19 protein-coding genes and 1 pseudogene are annotated in these 16,826 nt (G+C 62.4%); 9 read left to right on the top strand and 11 right to left on the bottom strand.

Annotated features, from left to right (window positions below; all coding sequences use genetic code 11):
* Positions 1-540 precede the first annotated feature (540 nt).
* Positions 541-1,194, bottom strand: coding sequence for an NUDIX hydrolase (locus AC3FNH_RS13975; RefSeq protein ID WP_488720451.1), 654 nt, complete (start codon positions 1,192-1,194; stop codon positions 541-543).
* Positions 1,195-1,265: 71 nt separating this feature from the next.
* Here AC3FNH_RS13975 and AC3FNH_RS13970 point away from each other — a divergent pair, with 71 nt between their 5' ends.
* The 6 genes and pseudogenes from AC3FNH_RS13970 (at position 1,266) to AC3FNH_RS13945 (ending at position 5,476) form a co-directional block, all read left to right on the top strand.
* Positions 1,266-2,198 carry a metallophosphoesterase gene (locus tag AC3FNH_RS13970; protein WP_488720450.1) on the top strand — a complete coding sequence of 311 codons (933 nt, stop codon included), beginning with the start codon at positions 1,266-1,268 and terminating at the stop codon, positions 2,196-2,198.
* A gap of 144 nt (positions 2,199-2,342) precedes the next feature.
* Complete coding sequence (locus AC3FNH_RS13965) at positions 2,343-2,924, top strand: TY-Chap domain-containing protein (RefSeq protein WP_488720449.1); 582 nt, start codon at positions 2,343-2,345, stop codon at positions 2,922-2,924.
* 81 nt (positions 2,925-3,005) lie between these two features.
* Positions 3,006-4,013, top strand: coding sequence for a hypothetical protein (locus tag AC3FNH_RS13960; protein WP_488720448.1), 1,008 nt, complete (start codon positions 3,006-3,008; stop codon positions 4,011-4,013).
* Between the two features lie 239 nt (positions 4,014-4,252).
* Positions 4,253-4,829: pseudogene (locus AC3FNH_RS13955) on the top strand (recombinase family protein).
* Positions 4,830-4,841: 12 nt separating this feature from the next.
* Positions 4,842-5,147: a hypothetical protein gene (locus AC3FNH_RS13950; RefSeq protein ID WP_488720447.1), complete on the top strand. Its 306-nt coding sequence runs from the start codon at positions 4,842-4,844 to the stop codon at positions 5,145-5,147.
* On the top strand, positions 5,144-5,476 hold the full coding sequence (locus AC3FNH_RS13945; RefSeq protein ID WP_488720446.1) for a hypothetical protein: 333 nt from the start codon (positions 5,144-5,146) through the stop codon (positions 5,474-5,476). Before AC3FNH_RS13950 ends, AC3FNH_RS13945 begins: the two co-directional genes overlap by 4 nt.
* Positions 5,477-6,139: 663 nt before the next feature.
* Here the strand turns inward: AC3FNH_RS13945 and AC3FNH_RS13940 are convergent.
* From AC3FNH_RS13940 to guaB, 6 genes are all read right to left on the bottom strand, one after another.
* Complete coding sequence (locus tag AC3FNH_RS13940) at positions 6,140-6,379, bottom strand: hypothetical protein (RefSeq protein WP_488720445.1); 240 nt, start codon at positions 6,377-6,379, stop codon at positions 6,140-6,142.
* On the bottom strand, positions 6,376-6,588 hold the full coding sequence (locus tag AC3FNH_RS13935; RefSeq protein WP_488720444.1) for a helix-turn-helix transcriptional regulator: 213 nt from the start codon (positions 6,586-6,588) through the stop codon (positions 6,376-6,378). Before AC3FNH_RS13935 ends, AC3FNH_RS13940 begins: the two co-directional genes overlap by 4 nt.
* Before the next feature lie 170 nt (positions 6,589-6,758).
* Positions 6,759-8,096, bottom strand: coding sequence for a tyrosine-type recombinase/integrase (locus AC3FNH_RS13930; protein WP_488720443.1), 1,338 nt, complete (start codon positions 8,094-8,096; stop codon positions 6,759-6,761).
* A 218-nt stretch (positions 8,097-8,314) separates the two neighbouring features.
* Positions 8,315-9,934: a glutamine-hydrolyzing GMP synthase gene (guaA, locus tag AC3FNH_RS13925; RefSeq protein WP_488720442.1), complete on the bottom strand. Its 1,620-nt coding sequence runs from the start codon at positions 9,932-9,934 to the stop codon at positions 8,315-8,317.
* A complete protein-coding gene (locus AC3FNH_RS13920; protein ID WP_488720441.1) occupies positions 9,909-10,532 on the bottom strand; it encodes a hypothetical protein in 624 nt (207 codons plus the stop codon). The genes guaA and AC3FNH_RS13920 overlap by 26 nt, the downstream gene beginning before the upstream one ends.
* Positions 10,533-10,608: 76 nt before the next feature.
* Positions 10,609-12,072 carry an IMP dehydrogenase gene (gene guaB, locus AC3FNH_RS13915; protein WP_276100372.1) on the bottom strand — a complete coding sequence of 488 codons (1,464 nt, stop codon included), beginning with the start codon at positions 12,070-12,072 and terminating at the stop codon, positions 10,609-10,611.
* Positions 12,073-12,194: 122 nt separating this feature from the next.
* Between guaB and AC3FNH_RS13910 the strand changes: the two genes are divergently transcribed.
* Together AC3FNH_RS13910 and AC3FNH_RS13905 are read left to right on the top strand one after the other, a co-directional pair.
* Positions 12,195-13,154, top strand: coding sequence for a DMT family transporter (locus tag AC3FNH_RS13910; protein ID WP_488720440.1), 960 nt, complete (start codon positions 12,195-12,197; stop codon positions 13,152-13,154).
* A gap of 103 nt (positions 13,155-13,257) precedes the next feature.
* Positions 13,258-13,776, top strand: a complete 519-nt coding sequence (locus tag AC3FNH_RS13905; protein ID WP_276100368.1) for a DUF4124 domain-containing protein — start codon at positions 13,258-13,260, stop codon at positions 13,774-13,776.
* A gap of 37 nt (positions 13,777-13,813) precedes the next feature.
* Here the strand turns inward: AC3FNH_RS13905 and AC3FNH_RS13900 are convergent, their stop codons facing one another.
* The gene (locus AC3FNH_RS13900) at positions 13,814-14,161 is read right to left on the bottom strand and encodes an RnfH family protein (RefSeq protein ID WP_276100367.1); all 348 of its coding nucleotides are present in this window, start codon (positions 14,159-14,161) and stop codon (positions 13,814-13,816) included.
* Positions 14,148-14,585, bottom strand: coding sequence for a type II toxin-antitoxin system RatA family toxin (locus AC3FNH_RS13895; protein ID WP_276100366.1), 438 nt, complete (start codon positions 14,583-14,585; stop codon positions 14,148-14,150). Before AC3FNH_RS13895 ends, AC3FNH_RS13900 begins: the two co-directional genes overlap by 14 nt.
* 223 nt (positions 14,586-14,808) lie before the next feature.
* Between AC3FNH_RS13895 and smpB the strand changes: the two genes are divergently transcribed.
* Entirely contained in the window at positions 14,809-15,261 is a 453-nt protein-coding gene (gene smpB / locus AC3FNH_RS13890) for an SsrA-binding protein SmpB (protein WP_276100365.1), read from the top strand.
* Between the two features lie 18 nt (positions 15,262-15,279).
* Here smpB and AC3FNH_RS13885 read toward each other — a convergent pair whose 3' ends face one another.
* Positions 15,280-16,209: an SPFH domain-containing protein gene (locus tag AC3FNH_RS13885; RefSeq protein ID WP_276100364.1), complete on the bottom strand. Its 930-nt coding sequence runs from the start codon at positions 16,207-16,209 to the stop codon at positions 15,280-15,282.
* A 61-nt stretch (positions 16,210-16,270) separates the two neighbouring features.
* The gene (locus AC3FNH_RS13880) at positions 16,271-16,696 is read right to left on the bottom strand and encodes an NfeD family protein (RefSeq protein WP_488720439.1); all 426 of its coding nucleotides are present in this window, start codon (positions 16,694-16,696) and stop codon (positions 16,271-16,273) included.
* Positions 16,697-16,826: the final 130 nt, after the last annotated feature.

The raw sequence follows: 16,826 nt of genomic DNA, 5'->3' as shown, positions 1-16,826 counted from the left end.
TGTCTCGAGTCACCGCAGCCATGCGAGACAGCGGGACTCTTTACCGAGAGCAGACCCAGACAGCAAACCGAATGGGTTGGCTGGTCTGAGCAGCCTTGCGAACGCTGACTAGTTCGATTCGCTCACTGGCGGGCAATCGGCCAAAACTTGCCTAATCTGGCCGAGAACGTAGACGTTTATTTGGACGATTGCAGGGAATCGCACTGTTCTCCGCCCTGCTCCCTGGCAATTCCGTACCAGCGCTTGGCCTGCGCCGGAACCTCTGCCTCCGCTATCTTCTTCGTCGGCGGAAACGCTGACTAGTGGCGTTTCCGGGTACGCAATTCCAGAATCGCTTAAAGCGAAAAGCTCAGATTTCCTACCAGCAGTAGGTGCGGCACCTGTTTGCGGTCGCGTTCAGCGCGATCTTGAAATAAGTGGGTTAGCAGCCCCGACGATGGTTCGATTGGAGGCACCACAGGCGCGCCGTGACGAAGCGTCGATCGATCATAGTGCAAGCCCTGTCTTGGGTCCTCTCTGCGCTTTGCCGAGTGGACGGCGTCAAAATCTGAACCCGTCCGCCGCTCGGTACAACTGAGCCGGACGCTGCGCCCCTCGCAGGAACTCTCCTTCCATTTCGACTAGACTGGGCTCATCCTTGAGTCGGCGACGGAAAACACTCTTGTCTAGCGGGCCGCCGAGAATTACCTCGCAGGTCCGCTGCAGTTCCGTTAGCGTAAAGCGCGCCGGCAGCAGATGAAGAGGAAGTGCCGCACGTTCCACCTTGTCACGTAGCTTGGCTCGGGCAGCCGCGAGCAGTTGGTCATGATCGAACGCGAGTGCCCGATCTGGTGCGAAGGCATCCGCCCACTCAACTGCATCGGTCTTGACGCCAGCCACTGCGGTGATTTGATCACGAGGCAACAACGCGTAGTAGAGCACGCTCAGGGACCACCCCCGCGGATCCCGGTCTGGCCCACTAAAGGCGGCCACTTGTTCGAGAAAGGGCACCTCGACGCCCGCCTTGCTGAGCAAGACCCGTCGTGCAGTGTCATCCAGACTGCGATCCTCGGCCGGCTTCAATACCCCGCCAGGCAGCGCCCAGCCTCCGGGCTGCGGATCATTGGTCCGCCGCACTAGCAGGACCCGCAAGCAGTGGTCATGGACGGTGAACAGCGCGATGTCTGCTGTCACCAATGGGAAAAGTTGCTTCACCCCAATCCTTAGTTGCTCTTTGTCACTATGCTGCCTACCATAGTAGTGTACTGCAACTAAGGGGAGGAGTGATGGGTTACGACATTATCGGGGATATCCATGGTCAGGCGCCCAAGCTCCGCAGCCTGCTAGTGAAGTTGGGCTACGCCGAGCGGAGCGGGGTATGGTGCCACCCAGGCCGTCAGGCGATTTTTGTGGGTGATTTCATCGACCGTGGTCCGCACCAGTTGGAAACGCTGGATATCGTCCGACCCATGGTCGACGAAGGCTATGCTCGGGCAGTCCTCGGCAATCACGAATTCAATGCGATCGCGTGGTTCACAGAGGACCCCGCTCGACCAGGGCATCATCTACGCACACATTTTGACGAAAAGGGAAAGACAAACCACCAGCAGCATCGGGCCTTCCTGAAGGAAGTCCAACAGACGCCGGAGAAACACCAGGACATTGTCAACTGGTTCTATACCCTCCCCCTTTGGCTCGATCTGGATGGGGTGCGTGTCGTTCACGCCTGCTGGCATCCGGCCTATATGGCCGAACTCGAGCCACGCCTGCAACTAGGCCGGAATCTCAATTTGGCAATGGTCGTCGCCGCGAGCGAGAGGCGTTCGGCCGAATACCACGCCGTCGAAGCGCTCACTAAGGGACTCGAAATTCCGCTACCCGAGGGATGCAGCTTTCTCGACAAGGACGGTGTCGAGCGCAGAGAGATCCGGGTACGGTGGTGGGACATGAGCGCCACCACATTTCGTCAGGCTGCGTTGCTCCCCGAGGAGACGTCGAGAACGCTGCCCAATACTCCCATCCCGCACCCGACAGCAATTGGTTACCCGACGGACAAACCCATCTTCTTTGGCCACTACTGGATGACCGGGATACCGCGCGTCCTGGCACCCAAGATCGCCTGCGTCGACTATAGCGCCGGCCACGAAGGGCCGTTGGTAGCCTATCGGTGGGACGGCGAGTCGACTTTGAACGACAAGCATTTTGTGACCTCAGATTGACGGAGTGCGCGATGTCGGGCGATGTCGAATTCACCCTGACATGAGTCCAATCCGGCGAGGCGACGCGCAACTCGCCGTGAGTAAGACAGACCGTCCCGGCGATGACGTGAGCAAAGCGCGAAAACCCTGGAAGGAAGGTGTGCATTGGCCGACGAAAAAGCGAATCCAAACGACAAGGCGAAGGCATCTCCGTTCGCAACCGGAATAGCTGGCCTGATGAAGATACCAGCGCCTCCCGTAACGTTTACGACGCAGTCCAACGTCGACGAAGAATGGGCACGATTTTCTGCGGATCTGACATTGGTATTGTCCGACCTCGACGAAGATGAATATCTGATCATTTCTGCGAAGAAGACCGGCCTGTACGTTCAGTTCGCCGCCCAAGGCCAATTCGGCATGCGAGCAGAAGCGGTGTCGACGAACTACATCGAAAGCAAAACCCTCTCGCAAGACGCATGCGTCGTTATGCAGGATCTGGGCTGGAATGCCCCAACGAACTTGCCAGCGAAATCCGATCCGGAAGGACACACACCCGATGGTTCACCGAATTTCTTTATTGACGTTGCCCCACCTGTCCCGTACCAGGCAATCGCATCGCTCGCGGTTGTCACCCTGCGCTTCGCTTTCTGCGTCGGGCATCCCGGTGAGCTGAAGTACCACAGCTTTGGCGACAGGGCGAATTCGATTCGTTTTCCGACGCTGCGGATTGCCCGGGAACGGCCATAGGCCGATTGGTACGGAGCTTTGAGCGGTTGTTGGACCGCCAAGCTGAACTGCTTTGATCTGCTTTCTGACTGAGGTATTCGCATGAGCTGGTTCAAACAAACTTTCGGCTTTACGGAACTGACCTATGCAGAAACGCAAAAGCGGTTTCGCATAGAGTCAGACAAGCTCCATACCGATACGCAGCCACCCAGGAGTTTTCAGGTAGGCACGCTGACCACGCCGAGCTTGGGCGAGCTACGAACGCAAGTTGGCGCTCTTACGCCGCCAACCGGAACGCGTTTGACGCTGGGCACGATCAGCGCCGACGCCTATGCACTGCACGCCTGGCCCGAAGCCCATGGGGCGCTGATCCAGGTGGCCAGTCAGTTCAATTTGCTGGAGATGCCGGGCACCAGCACCACGCCGGAGCATGGCATCACGGGTTATGAGCATGATCATACCCAGGGCCCAGCCTGTGCCAGAGCCTGCGCCCCCGCCACGGTTTTTCGCAATTACCTGGTTTCCGTGGATGGTCAGAGTGGGCAGACCCAGACGCGTCAAATCAATACCTTAAGGGATCTGGATTGCGCGATTGGCATCCCGGGTATTCGAATGCAGAACGGCTATGCGATGCTCGAGGCCGAAACCATTCTGGCGATCGGCCAGCACATTCAAGGCCTCGACGAGGCCGGGCGTGATGCGTTGCGCCAACAGTTGCGCATTGGTTTGCACAGCAATACCGAGGTCACTGCGGACGGTGCCCCACCCCAGCAACGCGTGACCCAAGCCTTTTGCTCGGCACTGCCCGTGGCCTACAACAGCGCGCCGCGTTCGGATTGGGCGCCATTTGCGTCCCTGGTGCTGGAAGCCAGTTATGAAGCGACCCTGTTGGCCGCCGTGCTCAACCACCGGCAGACTGGCAACCCCAGGGTCTATCTGACCATGGTGGGAGGCGGTGCTTTTGGTAACGAAACCCGTTGGATCTTTCAAGCACTGCGTCGTGCATTGCATGGCGTGCACCATCACTCCCTGGATGTCGCCGTGGTCTGTTATCGCCAAGTGTCGCAGGACCTAGTGGACTTGCTGACTGAGATTAACGCGGGCCTTTAACCCGCAATACAGCGACAAAATATCTGCTGTAGAGTCCGCGGCACGTACAGAGGCCGAAAGAATCGTCCAAGCGGTGATAAATGAGCTGCAATCGCGCTCGCCACGACGTCGCGGCCCGCCACATGTGGGACGAGTACTGGCTTCGTACAGGTATCGCGCAGGAGGTACGAAACCAGGCTTACCCCTATTTCGTACATGGCCTAGTATTTGTACGGGACTAACGTACACGCAACGGGACCATGAGCCGAGTTTTCGCCTATTGCCGAGTTAGCACGACCGACCAGACCACCGAGAACCAACGCCGAGAAATCGAGGCGGCCGGCTTCTCCATCGACACGCGCCGCATCGTCGAAGAGAGCATCTCAGGATCCGTTGCGGCCTCAGACAGGCCTGGGTTTGTCCGGCTGATCGATCGACTGGAGGACAGCGACGTGCTCGTTGTCACCAAGCTCGATCGGCTCGGCCGCAACGCGATGGACGTGCGCGGCACAGTCGAGAATCTCGCCGAGATGGGCTTACGAGTGCATTGTCTGGCCCTGGGGGGCGTCGACTTGACGAGCCCAGCCGGAAAGATGACGATGGGCGTGATCGCCGCCGTCGCCGAGTTCGAGCGCGACCTACTGATCGGCCGGCATCGGCCGCGCCAAGGCCGCTGGAAAGGCGTTCGGTCGCCCCTCAGCGCTTTCGCCCGCACAGCAGCAGGCTGCGCAGCGCATTGCCGCAGGCGACGCGATCGCCGCCATCGCCCGCGACTTGGGCACAACGCGGCAAACTATCATGCGCCTGCGCACAAAGCAAGAAAGCAGTTCTCTCTGATACGGAGGCCCTATGACCGCCCAACGATTTGCTGTCTTAGTGGACAGCAATTTCAACTACATGGACGAAAGCGAGCGTTACAAGTTGGGGGAGTTCGACGATCTCGATACTGCGATTGCTGCATGCCGGCGCATCGTAGATGACTACCTGGACAGCGTTCGCGAGCCGGGCGTCGCGGCAGAGGCCATGTACAAAAGCTACACCCTGTTCGGTGAAGACCCGTTCATTGTTGGCGCCGATCACCCCATTCCGTTCTCCGCTTGGGACTACGCCAAGGTGAGATCCCGGGAAATCTGTGAATGCCAGGCACCGTTATGACGTTCAGCGATGCATGGATCGAGACGGTCGACGACGAGGACTTTGCCGCCTTTCTTGAGCAGCATCCCCGTATTGGATTGCTTCCACCGCCTGACCAGCCGTATTGGATCAATCACGTAAAAGAATGGGCGCAACGCGAAGGATTCCCAATTGAGTACCCGGATTACAACGTGGTTCGCGTGCCCATATCGAAGGCGCACCTACAGCGCTTCCTTGAAGAGATGCTGGGACCAAAGCTACTGACCGACGACCCCGGAACATTGGCAGGCTATGTCTGGCAGAAATGCCGAGATGACCGGACCTATGCGATTGGCGCCGACGAATTCTAGGGGATCACGCGCCCGACCTGCGCCCGGACGGCCAGCGACGCTAAGTGACTGATTTGGTATCGCTGGCGCGGCTAGAGCAACGGCTTTTGAGGCTGCTGAACGCCGCTGATGAAGTCCGACCAGTCCATCGCGAACGCCTCGCGCAGCGCGCGGCGGAACGGCGCCCTAACCCGTCGTTGTCGAAACGCACCAGATCTGGTTGAGCACCAACTTTTGCTGCACGATCCGGAGAAGTTACCGGATGATTCATTTATCAAATGGCGTGTGAAGCCCGGTGTCCTGCTCGAACAGGCCCGGTTTTTTGCTATGCCGGGACGGGCGGGTTGCATGGGCAGTCGCTCTTGTCCATCACGCCTATCGCGCTGTACAGACTGATAGTTTTTAAATCGCGACTGCAAACACCTGATTCAAAAGGGATTCCTCAGGGTTTCCTCAAATACGAGCAAGCAAATTCACTCGATTGTTCCAACGACGTACAGTAGCGCGCAGCTTTATGCCGCTGATAACACTACGACCCAACGAAGCACTGTGAGTCGAGAACTTGCACCGCTCGCAGTGCCATTGCTTGCCTTGACGAGCGCGCCGACCTGCACCCGCGTTCCTGCGGTAGGTGGCGGTACAGAGGGGTGGAAGCGCGCCACGACATCACCGACCGTGCTGCCGTCAACGCGTACGTGCCTTGCAGCGGCGACTTAGTGTAGCTTCGGGATGCGGCTGTTCGCCGATGATCAAGAGCGCGGTCGTCTCAAACCCGCCCGACCATTGGCGTGACTTCCTCTCGCCCGACTGCAGGCGCGAGGCGTGCCACTGCGCGGGTGGCTGGCGCAGCTTGCGATCCGGGCTGGTATGCGGGTCGCTCTCGGCGAAGGTCCACGCCGGGCGCTTCTCGATGTGCGCACTCATGCTGCCTCCTGCGCGGCGCCCACTTGCGAACGCTGCCACTCCCGAATGACGGACATGGGCCAAGCTGAAATGCCGTTAATTCGCACCGGCGTCGGGAAACTTCCGTCCTTGACCTTGCGCCACAGCGTGGAGGCGCTGAATGGCACGAACCGCTCTTTGATCAGTTGAGACGGACGAATGTACTGTTCCAAGCCAAGATCGTTCTTCATTTCCACTCCTCATGCAATTGCATGAGAGCAATTGAAACGTCACGACACGGCGCCGTCAAAACTGCCAAGAATCTCTTATTGTTCGCGCACGGCGTTTCACACTGATTCACGCATGTCGACGAAAAAGTAACGCCCCGCACTAGACGGGGCGTGTTCGGGGCAAGTCGATGCTACAGGTCGACGTCTAGATCATCCTCATGAACTTCCGCAGCCCGCCGCTTAGCATCGGCGATCAACTCGCGCGCCGACTCACCACGCATCCAGCAGTCGATCATGTCCGCCCAACACTGCAGCATGATCTTCCGCTCGGACAGGTACCTGTTCACATTGTAGACAGCTGCAATCCTGTTTCGCGGCGCGTGCGCAAGCGACATCTCAATCCACCGCTCATCGAACTTCGCGCGGTTCAGACCGGTAGAAAACGTACGCCGCAGATCGTGAACGCCGAAAGTCTGGAATTCGGGATCGTCTTTTCGAATGCGCTCCACCGCAGCGTCGATAATGCGGTTCAATGTCGCATTGGAGATCGGGATCTCACTGTCGTACCGACCGGGGTGCAGGTACTGGCTTGACCCGAAGCAAGAACGAAACGCCGTCAAAAAATCTAGTGCCTGCTCGCTCAGCGGCACGACGTGAGGCTTTCCAGCCTTCATTCGACTTGCGGGGATCGTCCAACGCTCCGTATCGAAGTCGACTTCGCCCCAAGTCGCGTCGATGAATTCGCTTTTGCGCACGCCGGTCAGTAAAACGAATTTCAGTGCCAGGCGCAGCGTTGGCGCGGCCGCAACCTGCTCCAGAGCCGTGAAGAACTTTCGGATCTCGGCCGGGGACAATGCGCGATCACGTGGCTCGAAGGTGGCGATTGCGCTAGCGCGGACACTATCCGCCGGATTCGGGATCGAAATGCCGCTGCCCTGTGCGTGGCGGAACACCGCATGCACTACCTCGCGAACATGGACGCCAACAGCAGGGCCGCGCTTCTCCTTCGCGTCAAGGCACAAACGCATCAGGCGCTGCGGCGTCACCTCCTCGAGCTTCAGGCGGCCCAGCTCCGGTTCGATCACGCGGCGGTAAGTAGATCGGCGAAGCTCGAGCGTGCTGTCCGCTAACTGCTCCGCTCCGCTCTTGGGGTCCGCCTTGTGCCGAAAGTAGGCCTGCGCCCAGCCGCCGAACGTCAGCGCCTCGGCCGCTGCGGCGCGCTTCTCTGCCTTTGCGCGCGATGGCGAAACGCCCCGTTCCACGTCGCGCCGTGCACGGTCGAGAAGCGTTCGCGCCTCGCGCAGTGACATGCTCATTCCGTACTCAAGCGCCTCGGGATCGCGTGTCACCTTGTAACCTGGGTCGTAGCGCCCGATCGCCAGGGTCTCGCGCCGGCCGTTGAGTCGGTAGTCGTACCGAAAGGCCCGCGTACCAGTTGGGAGCACCGCCACGTACAAGCCGTCGCGGTCACTCACCTTGAACATTTTTTCCTTAGGCGTCAGGGCGCCCAGCTCACGATCAGTTAGCAAATCAGCCTCACTCTGATTTGCCGCTTGATACCGCCAGACCCTCTGTCGGTACCGGAAGCGGCGTTTTCGACCGCTTCCAAGAATACCGTCACGACAACCGTCAAAATAAGCGAGATTGGGTGATAGCGGCTGAGACTGCCTGAGCCACTAACTCCTTATCCCGCTTGGGTTTCGCGAGGATTTTGATATTGCATGAAGCGGTGTGAGACGATGCTAGATCACTCCCACTCGATCGTCGCCGGCGGCTTCCCCGACACGTCATACACGACCCGGTTAAGGCCACGTACCTCGTTGATGATCCGGTTCGAGCAACGACCCAGCAGAGAATACGGCAGGTGCGCCCAGTGGGCCGTCATGAAGTCGGTCGTCTGCACCGCGCGCAACGCAACGACGTAGTCGTAGGTCCGGCCATCGCCCATCACGCCCACCGACTTCACCGGCAGGAACACGGCAAAGGCCTGGCTGGTCAGGTCGTACCAGCTCTTGCCCACCTGTTGCGGCTCGCACAGGCCGGCAGCGGCATCCTGTTCTGTCGCGATGGTCTTGCGCAATTCCTCGATGAAGATGGCATCGGCACGGCGCAGCAGGTCGGCGTAGTCGCGCTTGACTTCGCCCAGGATGCGCACGCCCAGGCCCGGACCCGGGAACGGGTGGCGGTACACCATCTCCGGCGGCAGGCCGAGCGCCACGCCCAGTTCGCGGACTTCGTCCTTGAACAGGTCGCGCAGCGGCTCCAGCAGCTTCAGGCCCAGCGTTTCGGGCAGTCCACCGACGTTGTGGTGGCTCTTGATGGTGGTGGCCTTCTTGGTCTTGGTGCCGCCCGACTCGACCACGTCGGGGTAGATCGTGCCCTGGGCCAGCCACTTTGCGTTGGTCAGCTTCTTGGCCTCGGCCTGGAAGACCTCGACAAACTCGCGGCCGATGATCTTGCGCTTCTGCTCGGGGTCGGTCACGCCGGCCAGGTGGCCAAGGAACTGTTCCGAGGCATCGATGTGCACGACCTTGGCATGCAGGCGGCCGGCGAACATCTCCATCACCATCTTGCCTTCGTCCAGGCGCAGCAGGCCGTGGTCGACGAACACGCAGGTGAGCTGGTCACCGATCGCACGGTGGATCAGCGCGGCCGCCACGGACGAGTCCACGCCGCCGGACAGGCCGAGGATCACCTCCTCGTCGCCCACCTGCTTGCGGATCAGGGATACGGCTTCCTCGATGTGGTCCTTCATCACCCAGTCCGCATTGGCGCGGCAGATGCCCAGCACGAAGCGCTCGAGCATCTCGCGGCCCTTAGACGTGTGGGTGACTTCCGGGTGGAACTGCACGGCGTAGTAGCCGCGCGCCTCGTCGGCCATGCCGGCGATGGGGCAGCTCGGCGTGGACGCCATCAGCTTGAAGCCCGGCGGCAGCTCGCCGACCTTGTCACCGTGGCTCATCCAGACCTTGAGCATCCCGTGGCCTTCGGCCGTGGTGAAATCCTCGATGTCCTTGAGCAGCGCGGTATGCCCATGTGCGCGGACTTCGGCGTAGCCGAATTCGCGGTGATCACTCCACTCGACCTTGCCACCGAGCTGCACGGCCATGGTCTGCATGCCGTAGCAGATGCCCAGCACCGGCACGCCCAGGTCCCATACGGCCTGCGGCGCGCGCAGCTGGTGGTCCTCGTAGGTGCTGGCGTGGCTGCCCGACAGGATGATGCCCTTGGGCGCGAATTCGCGGACGAACTCGTCGCTCACATCGTTCGGGTGGATCTCGCAGTAGACGTGCGCCTCGCGAACGCGGCGGGCAATCAGCTGCGTGACCTGCGAGCCGAAATCAAGAATAAGGATTTTGTCGTGCATGATGGGCGGGTGGCGTATCTTCCGGTTCGGGTTCGGTTGTCACTTCCGTGCCCGGTCCGTAGCCGGGCGGCGGCGTGATGACCGGCTCGCGCCGGTTGTCGGGGAATGTCGATGTTTGCGCGCGGCGCACAGCGCCGGGTTGCGTGCGCGAATTATTGGCTTCGGTGGCCTGCTGCAGCTCTCGTTCTGCCTTCTGCTGCCGCTCGCGGTTGCGTACGCGCTTGGCCGCCGGTATCTGCACCAGCGCGAAGAAGCCAAGCATGACTACCAGTACGGGCACCCAGACCTTGCCGGCGCCTTCGAGCGGCAGTTCCAGGAACACCAGCCAGGAGAGGATCAGCAGCGCGCTGGCCAGGTTGACGTAGCCGGCGGTGCGCGCCACCGTCACCGTCATCTGCCCGTTGAAGGTGGCATGCCACAGCAGCCAGGCCAGGCCGATCAGCGCCACGCCCAGCAGCTGTCCGAACAGCGCCGGTTGCGGCTGCGGCAGTTGCAGGGCCGCGTACAACGTGGCGAACGGCGACATCAGCAGCAGCACGCCGAGCAGCAGGTCGAGCAAGGCGTCGAAGAACAGCACGGCTCGCAGCAGTACCTTCATGAGCGTTCCTCAGCAGGCCCGGCAGGCTTGCCTGCCGGGATGCCTGGCACCTGGCTCGGCAGGCCCGCCGCGCGGGTCAGTCGATGTGGTAGTTCGGCGCTTCCTTGGTGATCTGCACGTCGTGCACGTGCGACTCGCGCATGCCGGCCGCGGTGATCTGCACGAACTGCGAGGTCTCGTGCCAGTCGGCGATCGACTTGCTGCCGCAGTAGCCCATCGAAGCACGCACGCCACCGGTGAGCTGGTGGATGATGGCCATGACCGAGCCCTTGTAGGCCACGCGGCCTTCGATCCCTTCCGGAACCAGCTTGTCGACGTTGGCGGTGTTGTCTTCCTGGAAGTAGCGGTCTGCCGCGCCGTCCTTCATGGCGCCGACCGAACCCATGCCGCGGTAGCTCTTGAACGAGCGCCCCTGGAACAGGAATACCTCGCCCGGCGCTTCCTCGGTACCCGAGAACATGCCGCCCATCATCACGGTGTGGGCGCCGGCTGCGAGCGCCTTGGCCACGTCACCGGAGTAGCGGATGCCGCCATCGGCGATCAGCGGCACGCCGGTGCCCTTGAGGGCCTCGGCCACGTTCGACACCGCAGTGATCTGCGGCACGCCAACGCCGGCCACGATACGCGTCGTGCAGATCGAGCCCGGGCCGATGCCGACCTTGACGCCGTCCGCGCCATGTTCGACCAGCGCGCGAGCGGCTTCACCGGTGGCGATGTTGCCGCCGACGACCTGCACCTGCGGGAAGTTCTGCTTGACCCAGCGCACGCGGTCCAGCACGCCCTGGCTATGGCCGTGCGCGGTATCGACCACGATCACGTCCACGCCGGCCTTGACCAGCAGCTCGACACGCTCGTCATTGTCCGGGCCCACCCCGACCGCGGCGCCTACGCGCAGCTGGCCGTGATCGTCCTTGCTGGCCAGCGGGTTCTCGACGGCCTTCTGGATGTCCTTCACCGTGATCAGGCCGCGCAGCTCGAACGCCGCGTTGACCACCAGCACGCGCTCCAGGCGGTGGCGGTTCATCAGGCGCTTGGCTTCTTCCAGCGTGGCGCCTTCGTTGACGGTCACCAGCTTTTCGCGCGGGGTCATCTTGGCACGCACCGGCGCGTCCAGTTCCTCCTCGAAACGCAGGTCGCGGTTGGTGATGATGCCGACGACGGTCTTGCCTTCCAGCACGGGGAAACCGGAGATGCCGTGCTGCTGCGACAGCGCGATCACTTCTCGCACCTTCATGTCCGGCGAAATGGTGATTGGATCACGCAGCACGCCCGATTCGTAGCGCTTGACGCGAGCCACTTCGCGGGCCTGGTCCGCGGGCTTGAAGTTCTTGTGGACGATGCCGATGCCGCCGGCCTGCGCCATGGCAATGGCCAGGCGAGCCTCCGTCACGGTATCCATGGCAGCGGACACGAGCGGAATGTTCAGGTCGATCGAACGGGTCAGGCGGGTACGAAGGGAGACATCCCGGGGCAGGACGGCCGAATAGGCCGGCACGAGCAGCACATCATCGAACGTGAGTGCTTTCTGGACAAGACGCATAGCAATTCCTCTAGGCGCAAAACCGAATTATACAGGAATGCGCGCACCTTGATGCGCCGCAAACGCCCGCGCACGACGGTCTCTGCTATGCTCGACGTCTTTTTCTTCGAAAAGTGGCAGCAATGGGCATCGGCGTACTGTGCGGACTGCTGGCGGGCGCGTTCTGGGGCATGGTATTCATCGCGCCCAAGCTGCTGCCGGCATTCTCCCCATGGGAGCTCGCCATCGGGCGCTACCTGGCCTACGGGCTGGTCGCGCTCATCGCCGCCCTGCCCCTGATAAAGCGCATTGCGCGCAAGCTCACGCGCGCCGACTGCTTGGCGCTGCTGCGCCAGGCCTTCACCGGCAACCTGCTGTATTACGTGCTGCTGGCCTTTGGCGTGCAACTGGCCGGGGTAGGCCCGACCTCGCTGATCATTGGCATCCTGCCGATCTCCGTGACTATCATGGGCCGGCGCGACCATGGGGCGGTGCCGCTGTCCAGGCTGATCTGGCCACTGCTGGTGGTCGCGGCCGGCATTGCCTGCATCAACATCGACCTGTTCGGCGGCGGCCAGAGCGCCCACGCGTCCGCCGCCGGCACCATGGCCCGGCCCGTCTGGCAGAAACTCGCGGGCGTGGCCTGCGCGGCCGGCGCGCTGGTCTGCTGGACGCTGTATGCCGTGGACAACGCGCGCTACCTGCAGCGCAACCCGCACTACAGCGGCAATGAATGGTCGGCGCTGTACGGGCTGTCGACCGGCGCGGTCTCCGCCGTGCTCGCCCTGGCGGGCTGGCTGATGGCGGGCGACGTGCTCAGCGCCCCCGGCAGCGGACGCGACTGGCAATGGTTCTGGATGATCAACACCGCCGTGGCGTTGGGAGCGTCGCTGATTGGCAACAACCTGTGGAACATTGCCAGCCGCCGGCTGCCACTGACGCTTTCCGGCCAGATGATCGTGTTCGAGACGCTATTCGCGCTGGCATACGGGTTTGTGTTCGATCACCGCTGGCCGCGGTTGCTGGAAATTGCCGCCATCGCCCTGCTCATGGCCGGCGTCGCCTGGTCTGTCCGCTTGCACGCCAGCGACAAGTCTGCGTAGACTTGCACTCGATGCCGCCGGGGTCACATCATTGACGTCCGGCCGGTACTGGCGAGCCGTCGCCGGCCGCCGAAAATCGTCCAGACACTTCCTGCACCCAGCCATGATCCGTTCGTCCGCGCTGTCGCTTTCGCTGCTCGCCGCCGCCCTCGCCACCGTGCCGGCATCGGCCTCCGCCCAGTGGCAATGGCGCGATGCCAGTGGGCGCATGGTGTACAGCGACGTGCCCCCGCCGCCTTCCGTCACGCGCATTCTGAAGGCGCCCGGACAGCCTTCCGGCGAATACAGGCCGGTCGAGGCCGCACCCGCCAATGCCGAAGGCGTCCCGGCGAAGCCTGCCACGGTGAAGCCGGCCGCAGCGCCCGCCCCCACGGCCGAGGAAGCGTTCCAGAAGCGCCGCGCAGAGCGGCTCGAGGCAGCGTCCAAGGAAGCACAGAAAGAGGCGGAGGCCAACGAGCGCGCCACGCGCTGCACCCAGCTGCGCAACTACGCGCAGGGCCTGCAGCAGGGCGCGCGTACCGGCGTCATGACCGCCGACGGCGGCGTGCAGTATCTGGGCGGCGAACAGCGCCAGGCCGAGATCCTGAAAACGAACGCCACCATCGAGAAGGACTGCGGCTAAGGCCCGTACCGCACACCGGGTCTGCCCGGCATGGAGTTCAGCCGCCGCCGCGCAGCCATTTCTGCCCTTCGCGCGTTCCGCTCTCGCGCGTCTTCTGCACGCGCCGGCGCCGGGCCGTTTTCGGATCCGCAGTCAGGGGCCGATAGACTTCGACGCGGTCCCCTGCGCGCACGACGGTATCGGGTGTCTTGAGCTTGCCGTAGATGCCGACGCGCATCGTCGACGGATCCACTTCGGGACAAGCCTGCTGCAAGCCCGAGCCGACGATGGCTGCGGCGATCGTGGTGCCCGCCGGCACATCGAGCTCCTTCAGGAAAACCGAATCCGGCTTCGCGTAGCACACCGAGATGCGTACCATGGCCGGCGCGGCATCAGCTGGCACCATAGACCACCTCGGCGCGCTTGACGAAGGCATCCACGAAGGTATTCGCGATCATGCTGAATACCGGGCCGATAATCTTCTCGATCAGCAGGCTGGAGAATTCGTAGTGCAGGTGGAATTCGATCTTGCAGGCGTTCTCGCGCAGCGGCGTAAATCGCCACGAGCCATTGAACGTCTTGAACGGCCCATCGGCAAAAGTCATGTCGATGCGCGTGGGCCGCTCCTGCGTATTGCGCGTGTGAAAGAACTGCTGGATACCCTTGAACTGGATATGGATCTTTGCATCCAGCGTGGTCTCGGTCTGCTCGAACACCTCAACGCCGCCACACCACGGGAGGAACTTGGGGTAATCCTCCACGCGCGTGACCAGGTCGAACATCTGCGCGGCCGAATAGCCGAGCAGCACGGATTTATGGACGTCTGCCATGAATGGGAAAATCGGGCATCCGGTCATTCCGCACTGCAATATCGCGCCTGTCGGAGCTGGCGCGCCGCGGACATGGACCGGTACCGGGGCTGGTTTGCTAAAATCGGGATTCTAGCCGACGCAGGCGTCCGCGGCATCCCCGCCGCGGCACCTGTCACTGAGCCCGTCAGTGAACCCGCCCTGCCGGCAAAATTTTCCACTTACGCATCCCTGACCCGCACGCATGACCATCGCAGATAACAAGAAGGCCTTTTTCGACTACTTCATTGAAGAGCGATATGAGGCCGGCATCGTGCTGGAAGGCTGGGAAGTCAAGGCGATTCGCGCGGGCCGCGTGCAGATCAAGGAAGGCTACGTCGTGGTGCGCGACGCCGAGATGTACCTGATCGGTGCCCACATCAGCCCGCTGCAAAGCGCGTCCACGCACGTGAATCCGGACCCGGTGCGCACGCGCAAGCTGCTGCTCAAGGCCGACGAAATCAAGAAGCTGATCGGCAAGGTCGAGCAGCGCGGCTATACGCTGGTGCCGCTGAACCTGCACTACACGCGCGGCCGCGTGAAATGCGAGATTGGCCTGGCCAAGGGCAAGAAGCTCTTCGACAAGCGCGAAACCGAGAAGCAGCGCGACTGGCAGCGCGAGAAGTCCCGCATCATGAAGGGCGGCGGCAAGGAATAAGCCGCCGGCCCTGCCCGGTCAGGCTGCCTTCTGGCCTTTCACGATCTGCAGGGCAGAGGCAATCATGCTGCTCATCTCGCCAAGGTTGCCCGGCACGATCAGCGTATTGCCCTGCTTGGCCAGGTTGCCGAAGGCCGTGACGTATTCCTCGGCAACCTTCAGGTTCACCGCCTCCATGCCGCCTTCCACGCGGATGGCCTGACCGATCTTCTGGATCGCCTGCGCATTGGCTTCGGCCACCGCCAGGATCGCCGCCGCCTCGCCCTGCGCCTTGTTGATGGCGGCCTGCTTCTCGCCCTCGGACTTCTGGATGGCCGCTTCGCGCGCGCCCGATGCCAGGTTGATCTGTTCCTGGCGCTTGCCTTCGGACGCGGCGATCAGCGCGCGCTTCTCGCGCTCGGCGGTGATCTGCGCCTGCATGGCATGCAGGATTTCCTTAGGCGGCGTCAGGTCCTTGATTTCGTAGCGCAGCACCTTGACGCCCCAGTTCGAGGCAGCCTCGTCCAGCGCATTCACCACGCTGTGGTTGATGAATTCGCGCTCCTCGAAGGTCTTGTCGAGCTCAAGTTTGCCGATGACCGAACGCAACGTGGTCTGCGACAGCTGCGTGATTGCCACCACGAAGTTGCTCGATCCGTATGAAGCCTTCATCGCGTCGGTGACCTGGAAGTACAGCACGCCATCGACCTGAAGCTGCGTATTGTCCTTGGTGATGCAGACCTGGCTGGGCACGTCGAGCGGGATTTCCTTCAGGATGTGCTTGTAGGCGACGCGGTCGACGAACGGCACCACGATCGTCAGCCCCGGTGTCAGCGTGGCGTGGTAGCGCCCGAGGCGCTCGAGCACCCACGCATGCTGCTGGGGCACGATCTTGATGCCCTTCGCAATCAGCACGATCGCGGCAATCAGGATGATCAGCGGCAACAGGCCAAGCTGAAAGACTTCCATGTAAGACCCTCCGGACAGTTGACGGCAAGACCGCGCCGCCTGGGCGCGGCAACAACGGGAATCAGCGCGGCAGGACGATCAGCGTCGAGCCGCGGACCTCGACAATGCGGAAGCGCCCGGGCGCGGCATCGGCGCCGGGAGCAAGCTCGACGGTCCAGTCCGCGCCGCGGTACGGCACGCGCGCGCGGCGGTAGGTGTCCCACGCCGGCACTTCGAGCTCCTGGCCGATGTCGAGGTTGACGTCGGGATCGGCCGCCGCGCTGCCGCGGCGCAGCCGGCCAAAGCGCGTGCGGCGCAGCAGGACGATGGCGACAACGGCGACCAGCGCCGCGACCAGCGTCTGCGCCGGCGGCTCCAGCCCCGACAGCGCCGCCACGCCGCCCGCGGCCAGCCCGAGCGCCACCATCAGCAGATAGAACGTTCCGGTAGCCAGCTCGGCGATCACGAGCACGGTCACAGCCACGAACCACATGTATTGCGGCGCCATCTATTCTGTCCCCCCCGGGCCTGGCCCGGCGACCATCGTTCAATGCGAAGGGCAAAGAAAAACCCCCGCAACGCCAACGGCGCCTGCGGGGGCCTTTGATCACACCTGCCCGCAGGGCCGGTGCTACCCG

It is taken from the genome of Cupriavidus sp. 22TCCZM01-5 (assembly GCF_057798915.1).
This window is presented reverse-complemented; position numbering and strand designations above follow the sequence as displayed.